This window comes from Oricola nitratireducens, assembly GCF_014904745.1.
Taxonomy (GTDB): Bacteria; Pseudomonadota; Alphaproteobacteria; order Rhizobiales; family Rhizobiaceae; genus Oricola; species Oricola nitratireducens.
In genome coordinates, this window is the sequence record NZ_JACZCS010000050.1 from 79,058 (window position 1) to 102,427 (window position 23,370).

Below are 23,370 nucleotides of genomic sequence, written 5' to 3' on the forward strand. Positions count from 1 at the left end.
AATTCCTTCAGGAAAGAGTGGCCAGCATCCGGCCGGCGTCGCGCCATCCGGGGAGCTTGGCATCAAGATAATCCGCGATCCCGGTGAGGCCGGCCGCTGTCAGCGCTTTTTGCATCTGGATTGCCACGCGGGGCATGAATGCCAGATAGCCGGGTTTGCCGTCGCGCCGCATCAGGCGAATGAACTGTCCCATCAGCCTTGTGTGCCGTTGCGCGCAAAGCAAATGATAGCGCTGCAGGATGTCATCGCGCGTCCCGCAAATGGCTGGCGCCGCGTCCAGATATCGCTCAAGCATCGCCTGCTCCAGGCCGGGGGCAAGATCCCGGCGTGCATCCTGCAACAGCGACGCCAGATCATATTCCGCCGCCCCCACGACACCGTCCTGAAAGTCGAGCAGACCGCAGGCTGCAACGCCCGGGCGGTCTTCGAGCAGCATCAGGTTGTTGATGTGGAAGTCCCGCAAAACCAGGGCCCGAGGCGCTTCGGACAGAGGCGCAAGCGCCCTTTTCCAGATCGCGCGGAATCCGGCGTCGAATTCGCCAGTATCGAGTTCAGCGGCGATCTCGGGAACAAGCCAGTGGGAAAAGCGAGAGATTTCCTCGAGCAGCATGTCCATGTCATAGTCGGGAACAGTCACCGCGCATGCTTGGGGGTGACTGTGCAACCTCAACAGCGCATCGATCGCCAACTGGTAGAGCGCGGTCTCATCATGTCCCTGGGCAAGAAGCTTGCCGTAGGTGTCGACGCCAAAGTCCTCGATCAGAGCCAGACCGACGGCTGGATCCGACCCATAGACGCGTGGCGCGCTCAACCCCAGGGAATTCAGATGACGCGCCAGACGTATGAACGCGGCATAGCCGACCGGATCGGTGCGATCCTCCATCAACAGTCTGCCTTCCCCGGTCAGGCGGCAGTAGCTGCGCGGCGAGGCATCGCTCGGCAAGGGTTCAAGTCCGGCATCGGACAGGCCGTGGCGCGCCAGAAAGACCGCAACCGGCGGTGCCAGACGTGGAAGGGTTGCTGCCATGTTCATCGGATCATGTAGACCTTCTTGATGGTCTCATGAACGGTGCAGACGCCCTTCCAGTCCTGCGGGAAAAATGCGGCGGTGTCCGGCGTGACCTCGATCACGTCGCCGCTTTCATGAACGTAGGTGCATCGCCCTTCGAGGAAGTGGCAGAATTCATCGCGGGTGACATGACATTCCCATTTGCCGGGCGTGCAGATCCAAAGGCCGCATTCGGATTGTCCTTCGGGACCCTTGTGCAGGACCACACCGCTGACCCGGGACTCACCCTCGATCATGGTCGGGATTACGCCCCAATCCACGGTTTCCGTCACCTCGAGGGGGTTGCGCATAACAGGCGTTTTCATCGGTCTGACCTTAGCTGAGCATGTAGATGTTTCGGATCGTCTCGTGGATTTCGGCCTCGCCGGTCCAGCCTGCGGGAAACAGGACGCAGGTGCCGGCCGCCACCTCAATCACCTCGCCATCGTCTGACCGGTAGGTGGCGCGCCCCTTGACGAAATGGCAGAACTCGTCGCGCGGGACCGACAGCCGCCAGCGTCCAGGCGTGCAATCCCAGATCCCGGTTTCGGGACTGTTGTCCGGTCCCTTGGCCAGCAAACGGCCGGTGGAATGGGAGGCCCCGGACAATGCATCCGGCTGGGCGCCCCAATCCACGAGATCGTCAAAGTCACAGGCTGCGTGAATATGCGGCGCACTCGACGCAAGATTGGTCATTTCGCCAACTCCGCCAGCAGCTTTGCCGCCTTCACCGGACCTTCGCAGGACTGCATATGGGTGGATATGCTGGCCAGTCGCTCCTGCATGGCGGTATCGGTCAGGCAGGCTTCGATCCTGGACACCAGCTCATCGTCGGTCCAATCGTACCGGTCCGACCTGAAACCGTAGCCGGTTTCCTGCACGCGCATCGCATTGTCATGGCCGTCCCAGACATAGGGCATGATGATCGCCGGCTTGCCGAAGAACAGGCATTCGGTGAACGAATTGTTGCCGCCGTGATGGATAACGGCATCCACCTGCGGAATGACCGACGGCTGCGGGAACCAGCTATCGATGATCACATTGGGCGGAATATCCGAATAGGCGTCCTTGTAATCGCCCACATTGACAAGCGCGCGGTAGCGCGACTTGCCGACCAGTTCAATGAGCCGCTTAAGCAACTCCGTATCACCGGCCCCCAGCGAACCGAACGAAATGTAGAGCAGCGGACCGTCATTGTTGGCCTTGAATTCCGGTACCGTGTAGTGCTTGTCCTTGCGCACGCAGCCCTCAAGGTATTGGAACCGCGCCGGATCGAGCGGCACATCGCGCTTGTAAGTCAATGGCTGGGGATAGAGCATCAGGTTCAGGTAAGGCGATGCTTCGAAGAACTCGCCCAGCTTGTAGGGCGTTTCCCCGCACTCGACCAGAAACGCGTTGAAATCATCGTGGATTGGCTTGATGACCTCTTCAAACCGGGCGCGGAAAGCGGCATGGCCGGCCTTGTCGTTCTCCGACATGCCTGACAGATGCGGCGGGATCGCCGGATCCTCAATCTCGTTTTCCGAGCAGGAAATGACGCGGACCCAAGGCACGCCGTACTGCTTGATCGCCGGAAACAGGATCACGTTGTCGACAGCGATCACGTCCGGCTTGATCTTCGCCAGCACGCCCGGCAGGTCCTTCTGCGCCCATTTGGCGCTGTCGACGATCGCCTCCCAGCACTCCTTGACGTAGTTGTCGATCTGGTCGATCGGAGCTTTGCGGAAATTCGGAATGTGGCCGTTGATGAAGTCCTCCCAGAACTTTGCCATCTGCTCGGGCGGCATCGGCTCGGAGAGCGCGACGGGATGGGCCTCGAAACCGTAACCTTCATAGACCTCCACAAAGCCGGGGTCCGAGAGGAAGACAGCCTTGTGTCCCATGGCGGTGACCGCCTGCGCGATGCCGACGGAGTTGAGCGCCGGGCCAAACGCGGCCTCGGGGAAGAAGGCGAAGGTTTTCTGTTCCATGATGTCTCCTCTGTTCGTTGTCCTCGGGCCCTTCAGGCCGGAAAGATGTGAGTGTCCCGCGCCAGCCAGCCCAGCGTGATGCGCTGACCGATCTCCGGGCGGTGATTGTCGGCGACGTCGGCGGTCATGCGGGCGACCACCGGGGTGTCCGACAACTCGGTCTCGACGTGCAGAAGCAGGTCGAGACCGTGATAGGCGATGTCCGATACGGTTCCGTCGAAATGATTGTCGCCGGCGTCGCCGAGGAACAGCCGCTCGGGACGCACGGCGGCAATGGCGTCGCCCTCGCCCACTCCGTCGCTCACATGGGCGGTGGCGATCGCTGTGCCGTCCGGTGCGGCGAAGCCGTTGTCGGTGCGCTTGACCTTCAGGAAGTTCATTACCCCGATGAAGTCGGCGGCATAGCGTGAGCCAGGCAGTTCGTAGATGTCCTTCGGTGAGCCCACCTGAAGCAGCGCGCCGTCCCTCATGATGGCGATCCGGTCGGCCATCACCAGCGCCTCCTCCTGGTCGTGGGTGACCATGATGAAGGTGATGCCGAATTCATGCTGCAATCGCTTGAGCTCGAGTTGCATCTCGCTGCGCAGCTTCTTGTCGAGCGCGCCCAGCGGTTCGTCGAGAAGCAGCACCTTGGGTCGCTTGACGAGCGCGCGCGCCAGCGCCACGCGCTGGCGCTGGCCGCCTGACAGCTGATCGGGTTTGCGCTTGGCGAGGTGGCTGAGCTGGATGACGTCGAGGATCGCGTTGACCCGCTCGGTGATTTCCGCCTTTGGCAGTTTTTCCATTTCCAGTCCGTAGGCGATGTTCTGCGCCACGGTCATGTGCGGAAACAGCGCGTAGGACTGGAACATCAGGTTCACCGGGCGCTGGTTGGGCTGCATGTTCGCTATCGAGGATCCCTCGATGAGGATGTCGCCGCCGCTCAGGCTTTCGAAGCCGGCGAGCATGCGCAGAAGCGTGGTCTTGCCGCTGCCGGAAGCGCCGAGAAGCGCGAAGAACTCGTTCTCCCTGATGTCGAGCGAAACGTCATCCACGGCCTTGACCGCGGAGAAGTATTTTTCGACGTTGCGGATGCTTAGAAATGCCTGGGTCATTGGCCGGGAAGACCTCCCTTGTTCAGTCGCTGCGACAGTGCGAGCGCGACGACCGAGACGGATATGACGATGGTTGCGAGTGCGTTGATCTCCGGCGTGACGCCGAATCGGATCATCGCGAAAATCTGCATGGGCAGCGTGATCGACGAACGCCCCGCGCCCGCCGTGAAGAACGCGATGATGAACTCGTCGACCGAAAGCGTGAAGGCGAGCAGCCCGCCCGCGACGATCGCCGGCATCAACACCGGAATGACAACCCGGTAGAGCGTGATCATGGTCGATGCGCCAAGATCGGCGGACGCTTCCACGATCGACCAGTCGAAGCTCTTGAGCCGCGCACGCACGACCGCGCAGACGAAGGCCAGGTTGAAGACCACGTGGCTGACGGTGATCGTGTGCAGACCCATCTTGATGTTGAGCAGCGAGAACATGCTCAGAAGCGCGATCGCGAGCACGATGTCTGGAATGATCATCGGTGCGAATATGATGGTCTCGAGCCACTTGCCGTTGCGGCGGCGGATTTCCACGCCCACCGCCAGAAGCGTGCCGAGGATGGTCGCCAGGATCGTCGAGGAGACGGCGACGATCAACGTGTTGCCGGCAGCCTTGAGGATGTCAGCATCCTCGAGCAGCGATCCGTACCATTTGACGGAAAAGCCGGTCCAGGCCGTGGGCAGGCCGCCCTCGTTGAAGGACAGCCCCACCAACACCGAGATCGGGATGTAGAGAAAGGCGAAGACAAGGCCGAGGATCAAGAGCATCAGCCGGAAGGTGTTGCGGTCAGCCATCGCTTTGCCCCTTGCCGTTGGAGGCGCGCTCGGCGACCACCGCCTGCGCCATCAGAAGCCCGAGCATGACGAGGATCAGCACCATCGAGAGCGCCGCGCCGAAGGGCCAGTCGTTGGCGGTGAGGAACTGGGCGTAGACCAGATTGCCGATCATCTGGAACTGGCCGCCGCCGAGCAGTGCCGGCGTGACGAAATTGCCGATCGACAGCACGAAGACGAAGACGAAGCCGGTGGCGATCCCGGGAACGGTCATCGGCAGCGTGATGCGGCGGAATGTCGTCCAGGCCGAGGCGCCCAGATCACGCGAGGCCTCGGTGACCTCCGGGTTCATCCGCGACAGCGGCGCGTAGCAGGCGAGGATGACGAAGGGCAGATAGTTGTAGACGAGCCCGACGATGACGGTCTGCTCGGTGTAGAGCATGCTCGGCAGCTCGCCGTTGTAACCCAGCCAGCGGGCGATGTTGACGATCAGGCCCTCGCGATTGAGCAGGACGATCCAGGCATAGGTGCGCACCAGATAGTTCGACCAGAAGGGCAGTACCGCGAAAAACAGAAGAGTGGGCTGGCGCCGGCGCGGCATGGCCGCGATCGCATAGGCTGCGGCGTATCCCAGCACGCAGGCGATCGCGGCGGAAAGTCCGGCGATGCCGGCCGATTTCAGGAAAATCCTGAAGTAGAGCGGATCGAAGACCAGCGCGAGGTTTTCGAGCGTCCAAGTGTATTCGATGCCGCCATAGATGCCCCGGCGGAAGAAGGCGAGCACCAGGATCAGCGCACAGGGAATGACCATGAGCGCGGTCAGCCACAGGAGCGCGGGGGTCATCAGCAGAAGGGGACGGCGGTCAGTGGTCATGGGGAGAGCCTGTGCCGGCCGGGCCGGCATTCGACAGGAGGCGCTTCCCGGACATGGGGTGTCCGGGAAGCATCGGCTGGGAGATCAGTTGGCGGCCTTGATTTCGGACACGATGCGCGAATATTCGCGCTGCGCGTCGCCGACATCACGAAGCTGCTCGTATTTCAGCATGTCCGCGGGCTTGAAGGCCATGTTCGGATAGGTCTCCAGCAGTGACGGATCGACACCTTCCATCGCGGCCTGATTGGGCACCTTGTAGAGAATGTTCTCCGCCGCCCAGCGGTGGTTGGCTGCATCGAGGATGTAGTTGACGAAGGCGTAGGCCGCATCCTTGTGTTCGGAGGCCTTGAGGATCACCATGGTATCGACCCAGAGGTCGGAACCTTCCTTCGGGATGACATACTTGATGTCTGCGTTCTCGCCGATGCCGTAGTTGCACCAGCCGTCCCAGGCCTGCACCAGTTCGGCTTCGCCCGACACCAGCTTGGCGTAGAAGGTGGTGTCGTCATAGGCGAGCAGGGTTTTCTTCGCCTCGATCAGCAGATCGCGGACCTTGGCCATCTTGTCCGGGTCGGTCTCGTTGACAGAGTAGCCCAGATCGAGCTGGCCGGCGGCAAGCAGCCAGCGGTCGGTGGCGAGCATGGTGGTCTTGCCGGCCACGTCTTCCGACGGCTTCAGCAGGTCGTCCCACGACGTCGGATCCTTGACCAGGTCGGAGCGGTAGCACAGGCCGGTCGTGCCCCAGGCGTAGGGCACCGAGAAAGCGTTGCCGGGATCGTGCGGCAGTTCCGTCGCCTCCTTGTAGAGGTTGGCGAGATTGGGGATCTTCGAATGATCGAGCGTTTCGGCCAGCCCCAGGTTGTGCAGCACCTCGGCGAATGGCGAGGAGACGAAGACCACGTCATAGCCCGCGCCCTTGGAGGCGATGAGCTTGCCCATGATCTCTTCATTGGTGGCGTGCAGGACAAGTTCGGCTTCGTTCCCGGTCTGCGAATTGAACTTCTCGATCGCGTCGGGGGCCATGTAGCCGTCCCAGTTCGAAATGGTCAGCGGCTCTGCCATGGCCGGCGCACCAAGGGCCGCAACCATTGCGGCCGCGAAGACGCCATTGCGCAAGAAGGCACGGGTGCGCGGGGAATGTCTGGTCATCAAGTTCACCTCCAGGGTCATTGTTGAGACGCCGGTGCGGACGCCCGGCTGTTTTTGACTTGCGATTCTTGGTGATCGCCTCTACTCAAGTATTAATGTCGCAAAAGATACGTCAATTTGTTTTTGCAGTCTTTTTTCGGCAGGCGCGCCAGATACCGAAGTTGAAGCGTTGCGCCGCCTGCCCTGGAGGCATTGGATGATGCGGACCCGGAGCAATACGCGGCAGAACCATTTGAAACTGGCGCGGCGGATCATAGAGGTCGCGCTGGAGCGCGGCATGAACCGCGGCGACCACTTGCCGGAAACCACATTATCGGAAGCCTGCGGCGTCTCCCGAACGCCGATACGATCCGCTCTCAAGTTACTGGAATCAAATGATATTGTACTAAGGCGGGAAGAAGGAGGCTATTTTCTCAATCATTCGCCGGAAGAAATCGGGATCAACGGCATATCGCGACTCGACGACATGGAGGGCTCGCTCGCCGCACGCATCCTGTCCGATCGGGCCGAGCGGCGCATCACCGATGTGCAGTCTGTGAGCGCCCTCGTCCGTCGCTACAACGTCCCGAGATCTGCTGTACTAAATGCGCTAAAAATACTGAGTATTGACGGAGTCGTCGCGCAGTTGCCGGGCCGGGCTTGGGCCTTCCAGCCGTTGCTCGACACGCCCAATGCGCTCGCCGAGAGCCTTTCCTTCCGGCTCGCGCTCGAACCGCAGGCGATCACGGCGCCCGGCTTCGATATGGACAGCCAGAAGGCCGGCTTGCTGCGCCAGCAGATGGAGGATTTTCTCAGGCGCCGCGACGGAAGCATGAGTTCGGTCGAGTTCCTGCATCTCGATTGCGCCTTTCACAGCCTGATCGCGGAAAGCTCGGGGAACCGCTTTGTCTGCGGCGCGCTTCTGGCGCACCAGCGCCTGCGACTGACCACGCAAAAGGATCACAGCATTCCGGATTTCCGGCTCCGGCAATCGCTGGAAGAGCATCTCGACATCCTTGACAGCCTCGAAAGGATGCAGCACCAGCTGGCGGCCGACCAGATGGTGCTGCACCTGCGTCGCTCGCAGATCCGCAAACCGCAAGCCGTCAACCGCGGGTTGCTGCCACTCGCACGGAAGGGAATGGCGTGAACAAACCCGTAATCGCCCTCTTTCCGGAAGCAAGTTTCGGATCCGCTCTCAACTGCGTCGGCATTGCCCAGCAGCTGCAGCGTCAGGGCGCCATGCCGGTCTTCATCTGCCATCAGGGCTTTACCGGCGTCTTTGACGAGTACGGGTTCAAGGAATACCAACTGCCGGCTTCGCCGAAGGCAACCAGCCAACGCACGGAAGAAACCTGGCAAGCCTTCATCAACGCCCATCTCGAGCATTTCAACCAGGATCCGACCACCCAGTTGCAGACCTATGTCCGTCCAACCTGGGATGCCATCGTCGACTCGGCGATCCATGCCGAAAAGGGCCTCGAATCCCTCATCAAGCGGATCAGGCCCGATGCCTTCGTGCTGGACAACGTGATCATGTTCCCGGCCATCGCCAATGCCGGCGTGCCATGGACCCGGGTGGTCTCCTGCGCGGAAACGGAAATCCCCGACCCTGCCGTGCCGCCCTACCTGTCGGGCATGGCAGCCGATGACCCGGAACGCGGGCACTTCGAGGCAGCCTATCTCGAGGCCACCGCCCCGGCCCACCGGCGCTACAATGCCTTTCGCAGGCGTCGCGGTCTTGCCGCCCTGCCCCCGGGCCGGTTTCTGGAAACCTCGCCGCATCTCAATCTGCTGCTCGCACCGGAGGCGGTCCGGTATCAGCGCCAGCACCCGCTGCCCGAGGATCTGTTCGTGTTTCTCGAAGGTTGCGTGCGCGAGGAAGCGCAGTTCGACCCGCCGCCCCTGCCGGTCAATGACGAGCCGATTATCTATCTCAGTTTCGGCAGCCTCGGGGCCATCGACACCGAGCTCATCGGTCGCATGATCGAGGTTTTCGCCACTTTCCCCGCGCGTTTCTTCGTCAACGTTGGAGGCTTTATCGAAAGCTATCAGAAAGTGCCCGACAATGTGTATCTGGGCAGCTGGTTTCCGCAGCCCTCCATCGTCGCCCAGGCCGACCTCTTCATCCACCACGGCGGAAACAACAGTTTTTGCGAAGCGCTCTATTACGGCGTGCCGTCGCTGATCATGCCCTATTGCTGGGACGGGCACGACAATGGCTTGCGGGCGGCGCAAACCGGCACCGGGATCCACATGCAGCGCGACACATGGACACCAGAGCAGCTATGCGATGCGATGCTCACATTGCTGCATGATAAAAGTCTACGAGAGCGGATGCTGCGGATTTCCCGGCACATGACGAAAGCAAACGGGGCTTCGATGGCGGCGAGCTCGATTCTACGCGCACTCGGACAGTGATCTCGCCTTAGGTTCTGTCACAAATCGCAATACCGATTTGCAGGCCCTTGGTTGTAACAATCGAAGCTGCATAGCTGATGCAACACGACGCCGGCATGAATATCGCCGGCCAGATGCGTTGTCTGGCGGGCGATACCGCCCGAAAGAGTTTTAGCAACAGTGCCGAAACCGCATTATCTGGAACTGATATCAGGAACGGACCGAGACGATCCTGGGCGATATGGCGTCGGCCAGAGCCTTCGGGTCGACGCTGAACACGCTGTCCGGCCGTCCGGCCGCCGCCCAGACCGTGTCATAGTCCAGCAGGCTTTCATCGAGATATGTGGCGATCGGCGCCTTGTGGCCGACCGGTGCGACGCCGCCGATGGCGAAACCGGTCTCGTCGCGCACGCGGCGGCCGTCACAGCGCTTTAGCTTCAGTCCGTACTCGCTTGAAATATAGTCGAGATCGGCGTTGTGGTTTCCGGAGACAAGCAGCAGAACCAAGGCGCCCGTGGATGCGTCCTCGAAGACCAGCGACTTGACGATCTGGCCGACTTCACAGCCGCAGGCCGCTGCCGCGTCTTCGGCGGTCCTTGTCGATTGTTCCATAATCCGGAGTTCGATTTCGAGGCCCAGACGCTCGGCGTCATGCGCGACGCGCTCCATGCTCGATCCCGGTTTCGGAACGATGGCTCCAGACATTCTCAGGCTCCCAGTTCGATGACCAGACCGTCATGGGCCGGTTCGACATGATCGGGTGTTTCGCGTTTCACCGTCTCGTAATCCATCGGAATGTGCATGTGCGTCAGATATGTCCGCCTAGGCTTCAGCACGTCGATGACCTCGAGCGCCTCCTCCAGCGACATATGGCTCGGGTGGCGGCGGTATTGCAGCGCGTCGACGATCAGCACGTCGAGACCCTGCATGCGCTCGAGCGTTTCGTCGGGATAGGAACTGACGTCGGAGCAATAGGCAAAATCCCCGATGCGAAAGCCGAGCGAGTGGATCGAGCCGTGACGCTGCAATAGCGGTTCGAAGACGATCGGACCCGCCGGTCCCGTGACCGGAAACGGAACCTGATGGTCAATGGGATGCCGTTTCAGGATCGGCGGATAGGAACTGCCCGGCGGCGTCTCGAAGCAATAGCCGAAGCCCTCGACCAGCCTTGCATAGGTGTCGTCGTCGGCCCAGACGTCCATGAGACGTTTCTGCCACAAGACGAAGGTGCGCAGATCGTCGATGCCGTGAATGTGGTCGGCATGGGGATGGGTGTAGACGACGCCGTCCATCTGGCGGACCTGGGCGGCGAGCATCTGCTGGCGGAAATCGGGCCCGGTGTCGATGACGACGCAGGTCTTTTCGCCCGACGGAAGGATGCGTTCGGCGAGCAGCGAGGCGCGCAGGCGGCGGTTCCTCGGATTGTGCGGATCGCAATTGCCCCAGTCGCCGTTCAGCCGCGGCGTGCCCGGCGACGAGCCGCAGCCAAGCACCGTGTAGCGCATGATGGCATTACCGGCGTCAGGCATCGTGGCGCGGCACCTTCGCAAACAGGCGGTAGAAGTTTTCCGTCGTCGTCGCGGCGATCTCGTCGAGCGTGACGCCGCGCGTATCGGCGAGAACCTGCGCCGTGTTGACCACATAGGCCGGCTCGTTGCGTTTTCCCCGGTATGGCGGCGGCGCGAGATAAGGCGCATCGGTTTCGACCAGCAACCGGTCTGCCGGCAGGTCTTTCGCGATGTCGCGGATGGCTTGCGAATTCTTGAAGGTCAGGATGCCGGAAAAGGAAACGTAACCGCCGAGCGCGATGCCGGTCTCGGCCAATGCGCGGCCCGACGAGAAGCAGTGCAAAATGAAGGGGAAGGCCCCCTTCCCTTCGGTTTCCCCGGTCAGGATCGCGGCCATGTCGTCATCGGCGTCACGGGCATGGATGACCAGCGGCAGGCCGGTGCGTCGCGCCGCCTCGATATGGCGGCGAAAGCCTTCGGCCTGCGCTTCGCGCGGCGCCTTGTCGTAGAAATAATCGAGGCCGGCCTCGCCGATCGCCACGACCTTGTCGCCCTCCGCCAGGCGCACGAGATCGTCGGCGGTGACGTCGAGTTCCTGATCGGCCTGATGCGGATGCGTGCCGACGGAGCAGAACACGTCCTCATAGGAGTCGGCAATAGCGCGGATGCCGTCGAACTTCTTCACCCGTGTGGAGATGGTGACCATGCGCACGATGCCGTTGTCGCGGGCGCGCTGGACGATCGCGTCGCGCTCCTCGGCGAAATCCGGAAAATCCAGATGGCAGTGACTGTCGACAAGAACTGTCATAAGCCTATGACTCTGCTTCCTTTTCCACATAACGCGGGAAGACGCCCGACGGCGCGGGCAACTCCGTGCCCGGCACCAGCATCTTGTCGAGGCTGGCGAAATCGCGCGCATCGGCCGGCGCCGCGACGAGATCGAGCAGCTTGCCGGTCGCCTCCGGCATGTAGGGCCGGGCGAGGATCGCGATGCGGCGCACGGTCTCGGCAACGACATAGAGCACCGTCTTCATGCGGTCCGGATCGGTCTTGCGCAGGGCCCATGGGGCCTGGGCGTCGATATAGCGGTCGGCGGCGGCGACGATGTCGAAGGTGGCCTCGATCGCCTTGTGGATAGCCTGCCTGTCCATGGCATCGCGCGCGGCGGCGAGCGCCGGGGCGCCCGTCGCGAGCAGCGTCTCGTCTTCGGCCGTGAACGCACCATGCTCGGGTACCTTGCCCTCGCAATGCTTGGCGATCATCGACAGCGAGCGCTGCGCCAGGTTGCCAAGGCCGTTGGCGAGGTCGGCATTGATGCGGTTGACGATGGCCTCGTGGCTGTAGGAGCCGTCATTGCCGAACGGCACCTCGCGCATGAAGAAGTAACGCACCTGGTCGAGCCCGTAGGCGTCGATCAGCGCGAAGGGATCGACAACATTGCCGACCGACTTCGACATCTTCTCGCCCTTGTTGAACAGGAAACCGTGCGCGAAGACGCGCTTCGGCAGCTCCACGCCCGCACTCATCAGGAAGGCCGGCCAGTAGACCGCGTGGAAGCGAACGATGTCCTTGCCGATGATGTGCATGGCCGGCCAGTAGCCCCAGCGATCAGCGTTTTCGTCCGGAAAGCCGGCGGCGGTCAGGTAGTTGGTCAGCGCGTCGACCCAGACATACATGACATGGCTGTCGTTGCCGGGAACCGGAACGCCCCAGTCGAAGGTGGTGCGCGAAATTGACAGGTCCTTCAGACCGCCCTTGACGAAGCTCGCGACCTCGTTGCGGCGTTCGGCCGGCAGGACGAAATCGGGATTCTTTTCGTAAAGCTCCAGCAGCTTGTCGCCATAGGCGGACAGGCGGAAATAGTAGCTTTCTTCCTCGACCCACTCGACCGGCGAACCGAGCGGTTCGCGGCGCACGCCGTCTTCGCCGAGCGTCGTTTCGCTCTCGTCGAAATAGGCTTCCTGGCGCACCGAATACCAGCCGCCATATTTGCCGAGATAGATATCGCCATTGGCTTCCATCCGCCGCCACAGTTCCTGGACGGATGTCTTGTGGCGTTCCTCGGTGGTGCGAATGAAATCGTCGTTGGAGCAGCCGAGCGCCTCGACCATGCGGCGGAAAACGGCCGAGTTCCTGTCGGCCAGCTCGATCGGCGCGATGCCTTCCTTTTCCGCGGTCTGCTGCATTTTCTGGCCGTGCTCGTCGGTCCCGGTCAGGAAGAAGACGTCCTTGCCGTCGCAGCGGGCGAAGCGGGCCAGCACGTCGGTCGCGATCGCGGTGTAGGCGTGGCCGATATGGGGAACCCCGTTGGGGTAGAAGATCGGCGTCGTGATGTAGAAACGTTCTTTGGCGGACATGTGTGCTCAAGTGAAATGAGAGTGGCGAGGTGCCCTGCTCTATCCGATTTCATCCGGAAAAGAAAAGGCGAAGGCGTTGAAAAATCAGCCGGCGCGAACGGCTGAAATAAGGTCGTGAACATCCGATAGCATCGACAGAAAGTCCTGCTTGCGGTCCAGATTGAACGCATCGGAAAGGCGCATGTGATCCTGGATCGCCATGTCGGCGATCGCGATCCTTTCGGCGGCGCGCAAATTGCCGCGCCGCGCCGCCATCGTCGCCTCGTTGCGCAGCCGGTCCAGGACCAGCTCGCGCAGGATGTCGCGGTGGACCTCGTTCTTGCGGGCGCCGGCGATCTCGGCGAGCTTGTGCGCCTGCGCCACATCCGGGCGCGGCGATTTCAGGAAAGCCTCGAGCGCTTCCATCAGGTCCAGCCCGCCGAACTGCGCGAAGACGAGGGCGCGGCGCGCGCTGCCGCCGCCGAGCGCGGCGATACGATCGAGCGTCGTTTCGTCGAAATCGGCACCGAGCTGACCGCGAACGATATGCCGGATATCCGCATCGGACAGGGGCGCGAATTTGAGGATCTGGCAACGCGACCGGATCGTCGGCAGAAGGCCGCCCGTCCCGTGCGCGATCAGAATGAAGACCGACCGCGCCGGCGGTTCCTCGAGAAGTTTCAGCAGCGCGTTGGCAGCGTTGCGGTTGAGATCGTTGACCGGGTCGATGACGACGACGCGATAGCTGTCCGCCCCGGCGGCCGTCATCGCGAAGAAGCGCTGCAGGCGGCGGATCTCGTCGACGGTGATCGCCGTCTTGAAACCGGTTCCCTGATCGTTTCGCGGCCGCGAGAGGTAGAGGAGTCCGGGGTGGGCGCCCTGCGCGATCTGTCGAAAAACCGAGGATTGCGGGTCGGGCGCGGGCAATGCCGTATCGGTTATGGCTCGGCGGCTGTCGAGCAATCTGTTTGCAATATGAAACGCTATCGTCGCCTTGCCGATGCCGCGCTCGCCCTCGAAAATTAGCGCGTGATGCAGCTTGTCGTGCGCGATCGATTCAGCGAGAAATTCCAGTTCGCCGGAATGTCCCTGCACGGAGACGCTGAGTTGCGGCGGTGTTATGCCTTCCAGAGCGTCGTGCGTTTCCGGCACATCAATCGCGGTCATGCCGCCTATTCCTTCATTCCGAGGAGTCGTCCCTTCGGATCGACAGCCCGAGGAGACTCGTCCGTCTTATCGAGCTCTGCCGTTCCTATCACAGCGGCGACCGTATCCCAGACGCGTTTGGCGACATCTTCCGGTTCGCCGGACGCGTCCACCACGCGGCATCTTTCCGGCTCGTTTTCGGCGATCTTCAGGAAGGCCGCGCGGCGCAGTTCATGCGCGGAGATATCTTCCTTTTCATAGCGGTCCACCTGGGCCGACGGATCGCGGCGCGCATGCGCGCGCTTCAGGCCCTCTTCCGGCGCCAGGTCGAGAATGATCGTCAGATCCGGCACGACGCCGGCGATCGCAACCCGCTCGAGCGCCTCGACGAAGGCGGGATCGAGGTTTTCGCTCGCGCCCTGATAGACGCGGGTCGAGTCCATGAACCGGTCGACGAGCACGATCCGGCCCTGCTGCAGGGCCGGACGGATCTTCTGTTCGACATGGTCGTTGCGGGCCGCCGCGAACAGCATCGCTTCCAGATAGGGACCGAAGGGTTCGGCCGCGCTGGTGTCGAGCACGACGTGACGCACCGCTTCCGCGCCGGGCGTTCCACCCGGTTCGCGCGAGACGGTGACGGCGAAGCCTTCGCCGCCGAGTTTTTCGGCCAACCGCTTGATTTGCGTCGACTTTCCGGCCCCGTCACCGCCCTCGAAGGTGATGAAGAGCCCTCGCCTCGGCGCGGCGGCCGGAGGCGCGGCATCAGCGCGGGATCCAGCCAAGCAACAGCTCCGTCAATGCGTCGAACGCCCTGCGATGGATGGGGCCGATACCGACGCTTTGCGCCGCGTAAAGCGGCGTTTCCTGGGAAAGATCGTCTCCGATCCAGATCTTGAGCGACGCGATCTTGTCTCCGGCATGCACCGGCGCCGGAACCGGGCCGGTATAGACGACGCGCGCCTTCATCCGGTCGCGGTCGGTAATCGGCAGCAGGATTTCCAGATCGTCCTTGACCGTCACCGGCACCGTCATCTGTGCGCCGCCATAGAGGCGGACATTGCCGATGATCTCGTTTTTCTTGAAGATTTCGTAGGGCTCGAAGGCGCGAATGCCCCAGTCGAGGAGCTTGCGGGCCTCCTCACCGCGCGACCGCTCGTCGGGAAGACCGCTCATCGCGGCGATCAGGCGACGTCCGTCGCGTTTCACGGACCCGACGATGGCATAGCCCGATTCTTCGGTGTAGCCGGTCTTCATGCCGTCCGCGCCGATATCCATGGCGAGCAGCGGATTGCGGTTGCGCTGCAGGATCTTGTTCCAGGTGAATTCGCGCAGCGAGTAGAATTTGTAATATACCGGATATTCGTGCTGGATGTAACGGGCGAGCTTGGCGAGATCGCGCATCGTCACCTTCTGGTCGGGATCCGGCAGGCCGGTCGAATTGCGGAAGACGGAATGTTCGAGACCGATCTTGCGCGCGCGCGCGGTCATTACTCGGGCGAAGTTCTCTTCCGAACCGGCCATTCCCTCGGCAATGACGATGCAGCCGTCATTGGCGGACTGGACGATCACGCCCTTGATCAGATCCTCCAGCCGGATCGACGAGTTGAGCTCGGCGAACATGGTTGACCCGCCGGAGACCGCCCCGCCCTTGCGCCAGGCGTTCTCGCTGACCAGGAATTCGTCATCCATCGTCAGCCGGCCGTTTTTCAGTGCGTTGAAGACGACTTCCATCGTCATCAGCTTGGCAAGCGACGCCGGCGGCACCGGCTTGTCGGGGTTCTTGGAAAAAAGCACGGTCCCGGTATCCGAATCGACGAGGATCGCTTCTTTGGCCCGCGTCTCGAACAATTGCGCCGCCGCCGGCGCGGCCCAGCACATGACCAGGATCAGCGCCAGCGCAAGGCGGGGAACGGAAAAACGCGAAACTCGAGCGTCCATGGAACTTTCCGGAAAAACGAAGCTTTATACCGGGATAGCAAATCCGGCATCGGTTAAGCAACGCCGCGAAGACAATTGAGGTTTATTTCCGGAAGAACCCCGGCCCGCTCAGCGCGACTTCCAGCCGGACGCCGTTTGGCCGAGGGAGGTCATCACGAAGGCGCTGGCAACGCGCATCGACGCGTAGGCGGAAATCGCGACACCATCGGTCGAAATATCCGGACGTTCGCCCGGCAACGGGATATCTTGGGGAATGACGACCTGGGGCGGCCTGGACCCGGTGGACGCGACCGTCGCCGTTTGCGGCGGAATGGTATCGGCGCTTGCCAGCAAGCCGCGGACCGGGCTTGGCACGTTCGTCGGCGTCGGGCCATTCATCGCGATCATCACGCCGGTCGCGGGCTGGCCGAAACGATCCGGCGACGGATAACCGGGCACGCCGCGCACCGACGCCATCAGGAAAGCATCGTCATGGCCGTCCAGCGGGGCCCTGCCCGCATATTCGACCTTCACCTTTGCGGTGCCGCCATGGGTGTAATCGAGCAGTTCGGCGGCACGCTTCGACAGATCGATCACGCGGTCGTCGGCGAACGGTCCGCGATCGTTGACGCGAACGATCAGCGAGCGGCCGTTTTCCAGATTTGTGACGCGCGCATAGCTCGGCAGCGGCATCGTCTTGTGAGCCGCCGTCAGGTGGTTCATGTCGTAGACTTCACCATTGGCGGTCAGCCGGCCGTGAAAGGCCGCGCCATACCAGGATGCGCGTCCGACCTGGACCTTTTTCGGGTTGGCCGTCGGATAATAGGTCTTGCCGGCGACCGTATAGGGCTTGCCGATCTGTTCGCGGCCGCCGCCGCGCGGCAAGCGCGGGCCTTTCGCGACGCGCGGGCTCGCCTCGACGCCGAACGTCCGGGCAGAGAAGAATTCCGGTCCCGACGTCTTGCCGTTCGCCAGATAATAGCCGTCTTCTGAACCGAGGCCGAGCTTCGGCGTGGTCATGGAACACCCCGATACAAACAGGGAAATCGCCGCGAAAGCGGCAAAGGTGGCAGGTGGCGTGGATAGCTGTCGGGAACGCATGGCGGCAACGAGTTACACAAAAACGGGCTTTTGGCCAATCCCGTGAAGGCATGACGGTCACACGATATGTGGCAGCTGCTTATGTTTCCGTTAATTGCGCGCCATGTTTGCAGAATTTACGGCTCGATCCGCGCGCGGCCGCTATAACCGTCGTCTCGACGCCATTGCAGGCGCGTCTCGCTGACCGGCCGCAGGCGGAAGCAGTTCACCTGCGACTTGTACCAGGTCGGAAAACGCTGACAGAGCTTGCCGCCATCGACCCACCATTCGCCCGTTTCCTTCGGCGCGAAATATCTGCCGAGGCCAAGACCACTGCCGTCGCCGGTGACCTCGCCGCTGCGCCGATAATGCAGCGGAAATTCCCCGCCGAGCGGCACCGAGAGATAGACACGCTTGCCGGCGACCAGCGACCGGACCGCCTGGTCGTTTTGCAGCCAGTCCGCCGAGGCGGCCGTAGCCATCGTGATGGCCGCCCCTGCCGCGATTGCGGTGGCGAGCGATCTTGCCGAGAAAATCATGCCGTCCCTCCGTCGATTTGGGATTGCTACGCGACAGGAGGCGGAACGGATTGGCGAAATCACGGAACAAATAACGGCCGACTGTTTTCGGTGTTGCGCGAATTTGCGGTTTCATGCGAAGACGCGGCTTCCGGAGAGGTGGCCGAGCGGTTTAAGGCACCGGTCTTGAAAACCGGCGTGCGGGAGACCGTACCGTGGGTTCGAATCCCACCCTCTCCGCCACCGATTGGACATAAGGTACTGACTTTATTATTCTTTCCTGGGATGCCGAAAAGTCGCCCCCTATTTGCTCCCCCTTCTTTGCATCCCGCCACTTGCGAATTGAATCAACCACACCGGAATGCTCAACGGCGCGATAGTCGCTGACCATGGAAATCTCCTCCCTGTCGCTGCCATAAAATGTGATCGGCAGCCCTGCATCCTCAGCAAGCGTCATTGAATTCAGGGTTCGCCTGCTTGATCAGCGCCGCTCGAGTGGTCCGGTTTGATTGTTCGCGCATGACCACTCGCCAGAAAATCGCGGTCCCGACAGCCGTCAAGGTCCGAAGATCAGGCAGTTACAGCCCGTGTCGCATCGCGGTAGAAGGTAACCGCCATTGATTGACGTCAAAGCAGCCGCCATGCGGCTCTGCCACCTTGCCCCAGCGTCGCGGGCGCCGCCATGATACGGGCAAATAACAGGTTTCGTTTCATGAAACAGCGTATTGCAAAGGGCGGGCCGCTGCGCAGAAGATGAGATTCCGCCGGACGCGATCCGGAGCGAGTTTTACAAGCCCGGCAACACCGGGCGCACAAGGGCAAGAAAGGCCGGACACCATGTTCCCGAAGACTCTTCTGACCGTCGTCAGCAGCGAACAATCGACCGATGGGCTGGGCGAAGCGATTTCGCTTTGCCAGGAATTCGGATGCCATCTTGCCGTCACCGTGATCGGTATCGCGCTTCCCGCAAGTACGACGGCCTACGGGGCCGTACCGGCGGAAATCTGGTCGGAAGAACGTGAAAAAGGGCGCGCCGCGGCAGCCGAAAAGGCCAACGCCATCGAGGCCATCCTCAAGCAGGCCGGCGTTTCCGGCGATGTTGCGCCCTATTTCTGCGAGGAGGGACAGATCGCCGAAATCGTTGGCATGCGCGCACGCTACACCGATCTCGGGCTTGTTTACGAAGCGGCCGATTCGAACCAGCAACTGTCGAAGAAGACGCTGGAAGGGCTCTGCTACCAGAGCGCGCGTCCGTTCCTTGTCGTCCCGAAGGGAACCAAACCATCGCTCAAGCCGAAGCGCGTCATGATCGGCTGGAATTCGTCACATGAGGTGGCCGGCGCGGTGTATTCCGCCCTCGATCTCCTGATTGCCGCCGAAACCGTACATGTCGCGATGGTCGATCCGGAAGGCGGCGAATTCGATCAGGGCGAAGAGCCGGGCGCCGATATCGCGACCTATCTCGCCCGCCACGGCGTCAATGTCACCGTCGATGTGCTCGCATCTGCCGGCAAGAGTATTTCGGAGACGCTGCTGCAGCACGGGAGCGACGTCGCCGCCGACCTGATCGTGGCCGGCGCCTACGGACATTCCCGGCTGCGCGAATTCCTGTTCGGCGGCGCGACCCGCGACCTGCTGGCCAATGACAGGTTCCCGGTGCTGATGTCGCACTGACCCAGCGAACCGATATAACAGGTGCCGGTGGCCATGAAATTCGGCAACCGGCGCCATATTTCTGCGTTAGTGCGAATGGTCGGAACCAAGCGCATAGCAATCGGATTCAAACCAGGTCGATGACATGAGCCGCGACGAAACCGGAAAGGCGCTCACCGCTCCGCCCGATCCCTTTGCCATGCAGCCTGATGCGCTGCTGAGCGCCCTCGCCGTCGACGGCGCGCATGGCCTGACCAGCGACGAAGCGGCCCGGCGCCTTGCTGTATACGGCCCGAACGCCCTTCGCCGGCGCGAGCGGGCAAGCATTTTCGGTGTCCTCGTCAACCAGTTCAAGAGCCCGATCGTATTCCTGTTGGTCGGCGCAGCGGCTCTTGCGCTCGTCTTTGGCGAAACGGTGGAGTTCTTCGCGATCGCCGCGGTACTCGCGATCAACGCAGCGATCGGCTTCATCACCGAGATCCAGGCGGTGCGCTCGATGGAGGCGCTCCGCGAACTGACGAGCCGTTCGGCGCTGGTCCGGCGCGACGGCACGATCATCACGATATCGGCGGAAAAGCTGGTGCCGGGCGATATCGTCGTCATCGATGCCGGCGACGTCGTGGCCGCGGACATGCGACTGATCAGTTCCGCCAATCTGTCGGTGGACGAATCCGCGCTGACCGGCGAATCGCTGCCGGTCGCAAAATCACTGGCGCCGGTGGATCCCGATACCGTGCTCGCGGACCGCACGCCGATGCTGTTCAAGGGCTGTCCGATCACCGGCGGCACCGGCGAAGCGGTCGTGACCGGCACGGGTATGAACACGGAACTCGGCAGGATCACGCAACTGGTCGAGGAGGCCACGCCGGAACGCTCGCCGCTCGAACGCCAGCTTGACCGGTTGAGCCGCCACCTGATCTGGCTGACGCTGGCCATAGCGGCGCTGGTCGGCGTCGCCGGCGTGGTCGCCGGCCAGGACATCACGCTGATGGTCGAGTCCGCCGTCGCGCTCGCGGTGGCTGCGATTCCCGAAGGCCTGCCGATCGTCGCGACGCTGGCGCTGGCGCGCGGCATGCTGCGGATGGCGAAGCACAATGCCCTGATCGAGCGCCTCTCGGCGGTCGAAACGCTCGGGGCGACGACGGTCATCCTCACCGACAAGACGGGAACGCTGACAGAGAACCGGATGCATGCCGACAGGGTCGTGACGGCGACCGGCGAGATGACTTTCGAGCGAGAGGCCGGTGCGTTCATTCTTGACGGACGCCCGTTCCAGCCTGTTGAGACGCAGGATACCGGGTTGCTCCTGCGCGCCGCGGCCCTGTGCAACAACGCCTCGCTCGGCCTCAACGGCGCAGCCGCCGCGGGAGATCCGATGGAGGTCGCGCTTCTCGAGCTTGCGTCGGCGGGCGGCATGCAGCGCGGCGATCTCCTGCGCGACTACCCGGAAGTCGCCGAACACGCCTTCGACACCCACACAAGAATGATGGCGACCGTGCATTCGCATGACGATCGCTTTCTCGTCGCGGTGAAAGGCGCTCCCGAAGCCGTGCTGGACTGCATAAGCGTTGTCGCCAACGGTTCCGGTACATTGCCCTTCGACCGCGAGCAACGGCGGCACTGGTCGACGGTTTGCGAGGTTCTCGCCCTGCAAGGCCTTCGCCTTCTGGCGATCGCCGGCAAGGAGATGCCCGGACGCGACGACCCGGTCTATGACGGCCTGACGCTTTACGGCGTGATCGGTTTCCAGGACCCTCCGCGCTCCGACATCTCGGGCGCAATCGCGGATGCAAAGCGGGCCGGGATTTCCGTCGTCATGGTCACCGGCGACCACGCGGCGACCGCGCAGCATATCTCCGAGGCGGTCGGGCTCTCGTCAACGCAGCAGAAGGCCGTCGAAGGCCGCGATCTCAAGCCCTACGAAGAGATGACGGCGGAAGACAAGATCGAGGCGCGTTCAACCCGGATCTTCGCCCGCGTCGATCCGGAGCAGAAGCTGTCCCTGATCCGGCTGCACCAGGAAGCGGGCGAGGTCGTCGCCATGACCGGCGACGGGGTCAACGACGCGCCGGCGTTGCGCAAGGCCGATATCGGGATCGCGATGGGGCTGCGGGGAACCCAGGTCGCCCGCGAAGCGGCAGACCTCGTGCTGCGCGACGACGCCTTTTCCACGATCATCCACGCGGTGCGCGAGGGGCGGCTGATCTACACGAATATCCGCCGTTTCACGACCTATCTCCTGTCGTGCAATCTCAGCGAGATCCTGATCGTCGGCCTTGCCGTGCTGAGCGGGTTGCCCCTGCCGCTGCAGCCGTTGCAGATCCTTTTCCTGAACCTCGTCACCGACGTGTTTCCGGCCTTCGCGCTCGGCACCATCGACGCGGACCGCAACGTGCTGGCGCGGCCGCCGAGACCGCCCTCCGAACCGATCCTGGCCCGGCCGCAATGGATCGCGATCATCCTGCACGGCAGCGGCATCGCCGCCGTGACGCTGATGACCCTGGTGCTGGCGCTGTACTATTTCCGGCTGGAGGGCGACGAGGTCACCACGATGTGTTTCCACACGCTCGCACTGGCGCAGCTCTGGCATGTCTTCAACATGCGCAACTGGCGCGAAAAGCTGCTGGCAAGCCAAGTGACCCGAAACCACTATGTCTGGCTCGCGATCGCGCTTTGCATCGCCATCCTCGCCGTCGCCAACCTGCAGCCGACGCTCGCCGATGCGCTAAGCCTGGCGCCGCTTCCCGGGAAGATCTGGCTTGCGGTGATGGGTCTCAGCCTAGTGCCCGTCGTCATCCGCGAAATCGCCGCAGCTCTGATGCGGCTGCGCCGCAACGGCTGGTAGCTACCGGCGCACCCAATAGAGCACCAGCGTAAACGCGAACACGCCCAGAACGGCGATCGAATCGTGCCCGAAACCCCAGATGCTCCGGCGGCTGCGCACCAGCAATCCGGCGATGTAGATAATGGTGACGATCAGGCCGGATACGAGCGCCAGGTCGAGCACCGGGTTGAATTCGGCCAGGATCGGGCCCTTGCGGTAGAGGATGTCGGCCGGCCAGACCAGCGCCAGCATCAAGAGGTTGCTGCCGAAAATGTTGGAAATGGCCATCGTATAGGCGCGAATGCGCACGGCGGCGACGGTTGTGCTCAATTCCGGCAACGATGTCACCGCCGCGAGCAGCGTCACGCCAACCAGGCCGGTTCCGAGCCCGGTCTGCTCCGCGATGCGCTCCGACATCAGCACGGACAATGCGCCGGAAACGAGGATGGCAGCGGTCAGGAGCGCGAAACGGAGATTGAGCGCCCCTGCCCCGAGATCGGGAAAACTGCTGACGAAGGGACTTTCCTCATCCGCCGCCTCGCCCGATTCCGGCACATGAACCGGCGTCCACGGGTCGTTTTCGTCGTGGCTGCGCAGCAGTCCGAAGGTGGCTAAATAACATATGCCGAGCAGCGTCGCGCCGATGCCGACATTGAGAACCGTAAAGGTTTCCCCGATCAGCAAAACGGCCAGGAGAAGCGCCAGAAGAAAGGCCAGCGCGACCCCTTCCAGGACGGTCGTCGTCTTGCGTGGATAGGACGTGATCGCGGCGCCGCGGGCAAAGCCGTCGGCGAGCGCCAGGATCGCGAATTGCAACGTTACGCCGCCGAGGAGATTACCGAGCGCGAGGTGGGCATCACCGCCGCCGGCGGCAAGCGCCGTCGTCACGATCTCGGGCAAGGATGTCGCGGTGGCGAGAAAGACCAGACCCATCATCGCGCGACCGATCCGCATCCGGTCGGCGATCTCGTCGGCATAGGCGACCAGCCTGCCGCCGCTGAACCAAACGCCCGCCGCCGCAAGCGCAAACAGCGCCAATGTCAACGGTAACGGCGTTTGAGGTATCAGCCCCTGCACAATCGAACCCTCGGATCCCGGAAGCGGGAT

The 23,370-nt window shown here is 62.6% G+C and carries 22 protein-coding genes and 1 tRNA gene; 5 read left to right on the forward strand and 18 right to left on the reverse strand.

Annotation, left to right across the window (positions count from 1 at the left end; translation table 11 throughout):
* Positions 1-7: 7 nt before the first annotated feature.
* The 8 genes from IG169_RS20955 to IG169_RS20990 form a co-directional block, all read right to left on the reverse strand.
* Entirely contained in the window at positions 8-1,033 is a 1,026-nt protein-coding gene (locus IG169_RS20955) for an aminoglycoside phosphotransferase family protein (RefSeq protein WP_193178216.1), read from the reverse strand.
* Complete coding sequence (locus IG169_RS20960; RefSeq protein ID WP_193178217.1) at positions 1,030-1,374, reverse strand: cupin domain-containing protein; 345 nt, start codon at positions 1,372-1,374, stop codon at positions 1,030-1,032. Before IG169_RS20960 ends, IG169_RS20955 begins: the two co-directional genes overlap by 4 nt.
* A 10-nt stretch (positions 1,375-1,384) precedes the next feature.
* A complete protein-coding gene (locus tag IG169_RS20965) occupies positions 1,385-1,744 on the reverse strand; it encodes a cupin domain-containing protein (RefSeq protein ID WP_193178218.1) in 360 nt (119 codons plus the stop codon).
* On the reverse strand, positions 1,741-3,018 hold the full coding sequence (locus IG169_RS20970; RefSeq protein WP_193178219.1) for a nucleotide disphospho-sugar-binding domain-containing protein: 1,278 nt from the start codon (positions 3,016-3,018) through the stop codon (positions 1,741-1,743). Before IG169_RS20970 ends, IG169_RS20965 begins: the two co-directional genes overlap by 4 nt.
* A 32-nt stretch (positions 3,019-3,050) precedes the next feature.
* Positions 3,051-4,112: an ABC transporter ATP-binding protein gene (locus tag IG169_RS20975; protein WP_193178220.1), complete on the reverse strand. Its 1,062-nt coding sequence runs from the start codon at positions 4,110-4,112 to the stop codon at positions 3,051-3,053.
* Positions 4,109-4,900: an ABC transporter permease gene (locus IG169_RS20980; RefSeq protein ID WP_193178221.1), complete on the reverse strand. Its 792-nt coding sequence runs from the start codon at positions 4,898-4,900 to the stop codon at positions 4,109-4,111. Before IG169_RS20980 ends, IG169_RS20975 begins: the two co-directional genes overlap by 4 nt.
* Complete coding sequence (locus IG169_RS20985; protein ID WP_193178477.1) at positions 4,893-5,723, reverse strand: ABC transporter permease; 831 nt, start codon at positions 5,721-5,723, stop codon at positions 4,893-4,895. Before IG169_RS20985 ends, IG169_RS20980 begins: the two co-directional genes overlap by 8 nt.
* A gap of 114 nt (positions 5,724-5,837) precedes the next feature.
* Positions 5,838-6,902: a polyamine ABC transporter substrate-binding protein gene (locus tag IG169_RS20990; RefSeq protein ID WP_193178222.1), complete on the reverse strand. Its 1,065-nt coding sequence runs from the start codon at positions 6,900-6,902 to the stop codon at positions 5,838-5,840.
* A gap of 169 nt (positions 6,903-7,071) precedes the next feature.
* On the opposite strand from IG169_RS20990, the gene IG169_RS20995 reads away from it, so the two are divergent.
* Complete coding sequence (locus IG169_RS20995) at positions 7,072-8,031, forward strand: GntR family transcriptional regulator (protein WP_246717489.1); 960 nt, start codon at positions 7,072-7,074, stop codon at positions 8,029-8,031.
* A gap of 92 nt (positions 8,032-8,123) precedes the next feature.
* Positions 8,124-9,302: a glycosyltransferase gene (locus IG169_RS21000; RefSeq protein WP_193178223.1), complete on the forward strand. Its 1,179-nt coding sequence runs from the start codon at positions 8,124-8,126 to the stop codon at positions 9,300-9,302.
* Between the two features lie 189 nt (positions 9,303-9,491).
* Here the strand turns inward: IG169_RS21000 and IG169_RS21005 are convergent, their stop codons facing one another.
* The 9 genes from IG169_RS21005 to IG169_RS21045 all read right to left on the reverse strand — a co-directional run bounded on the left by IG169_RS21005 (position 9,492) and on the right by IG169_RS21045 (position 17,807).
* Positions 9,492-9,986 carry a YbaK/EbsC family protein gene (locus IG169_RS21005; protein ID WP_193178224.1) on the reverse strand — a complete coding sequence of 165 codons (495 nt, stop codon included), beginning with the start codon at positions 9,984-9,986 and terminating at the stop codon, positions 9,492-9,494.
* Positions 9,987-9,988: 2 nt separating this feature from the next.
* Positions 9,989-10,810, reverse strand: coding sequence for an MBL fold metallo-hydrolase (locus IG169_RS21010; RefSeq protein ID WP_193178225.1), 822 nt, complete (start codon positions 10,808-10,810; stop codon positions 9,989-9,991).
* On the reverse strand, positions 10,803-11,597 hold the full coding sequence (locus IG169_RS21015; RefSeq protein ID WP_193178226.1) for a TatD family hydrolase: 795 nt from the start codon (positions 11,595-11,597) through the stop codon (positions 10,803-10,805). The genes IG169_RS21010 and IG169_RS21015 overlap by 8 nt, the downstream gene beginning before the upstream one ends.
* 4 nt (positions 11,598-11,601) lie before the next feature.
* Complete coding sequence (metG, locus tag IG169_RS21020; RefSeq protein WP_193178227.1) at positions 11,602-13,146, reverse strand: methionine--tRNA ligase; 1,545 nt, start codon at positions 13,144-13,146, stop codon at positions 11,602-11,604.
* Positions 13,147-13,230: 84 nt separating this feature from the next.
* Positions 13,231-14,292 carry a DNA polymerase III subunit delta' gene (locus IG169_RS21025; RefSeq protein ID WP_193178228.1) on the reverse strand — a complete coding sequence of 354 codons (1,062 nt, stop codon included), beginning with the start codon at positions 14,290-14,292 and terminating at the stop codon, positions 13,231-13,233.
* Between the two features lie 5 nt (positions 14,293-14,297).
* Positions 14,298-15,053 (reverse strand): dTMP kinase, encoded by a 756-nt coding sequence (gene tmk / locus IG169_RS21030; protein ID WP_193178229.1) that lies wholly within the window; start codon positions 15,051-15,053, stop codon positions 14,298-14,300.
* Positions 15,034-16,209 (reverse strand): D-alanyl-D-alanine carboxypeptidase family protein, encoded by a 1,176-nt coding sequence (locus tag IG169_RS21035; RefSeq protein ID WP_193178230.1) that lies wholly within the window; start codon positions 16,207-16,209, stop codon positions 15,034-15,036. The genes tmk and IG169_RS21035 overlap by 20 nt, the downstream gene beginning before the upstream one ends.
* Positions 16,210-16,317: 108 nt before the next feature.
* A complete protein-coding gene (locus IG169_RS24275) occupies positions 16,318-17,208 on the reverse strand; it encodes a septal ring lytic transglycosylase RlpA family protein (RefSeq protein ID WP_281435951.1) in 891 nt (296 codons plus the stop codon).
* Between the two features lie 197 nt (positions 17,209-17,405).
* On the reverse strand, positions 17,406-17,807 hold the full coding sequence (locus IG169_RS21045) for a hypothetical protein (RefSeq protein ID WP_246717490.1): 402 nt from the start codon (positions 17,805-17,807) through the stop codon (positions 17,406-17,408).
* A 132-nt stretch (positions 17,808-17,939) separates the two neighbouring features.
* Between IG169_RS21045 and IG169_RS21050 the strand changes: the two genes are divergently transcribed.
* The 3 genes from IG169_RS21050 to IG169_RS21060 all read left to right on the forward strand — a co-directional run bounded on the left by IG169_RS21050 (position 17,940) and on the right by IG169_RS21060 (position 22,284).
* Positions 17,940-18,029 (forward strand) — tRNA-Ser (locus tag IG169_RS21050).
* A 594-nt stretch (positions 18,030-18,623) separates the two neighbouring features.
* Positions 18,624-19,460, forward strand: a complete 837-nt coding sequence (locus tag IG169_RS21055; protein ID WP_193178232.1) for a universal stress protein — start codon at positions 18,624-18,626, stop codon at positions 19,458-19,460.
* A 124-nt stretch (positions 19,461-19,584) separates the two neighbouring features.
* Positions 19,585-22,284, forward strand: a complete 2,700-nt coding sequence (locus tag IG169_RS21060) for a cation-translocating P-type ATPase (RefSeq protein WP_210326131.1) — start codon at positions 19,585-19,587, stop codon at positions 22,282-22,284.
* Here the strand turns inward: IG169_RS21060 and IG169_RS21065 are convergent, their stop codons facing one another.
* On the reverse strand, positions 22,285-23,307 hold the full coding sequence (locus IG169_RS21065) for a sodium:calcium antiporter (protein WP_193178233.1): 1,023 nt from the start codon (positions 23,305-23,307) through the stop codon (positions 22,285-22,287).
* Positions 23,308-23,370 lie beyond the last annotated feature (63 nt).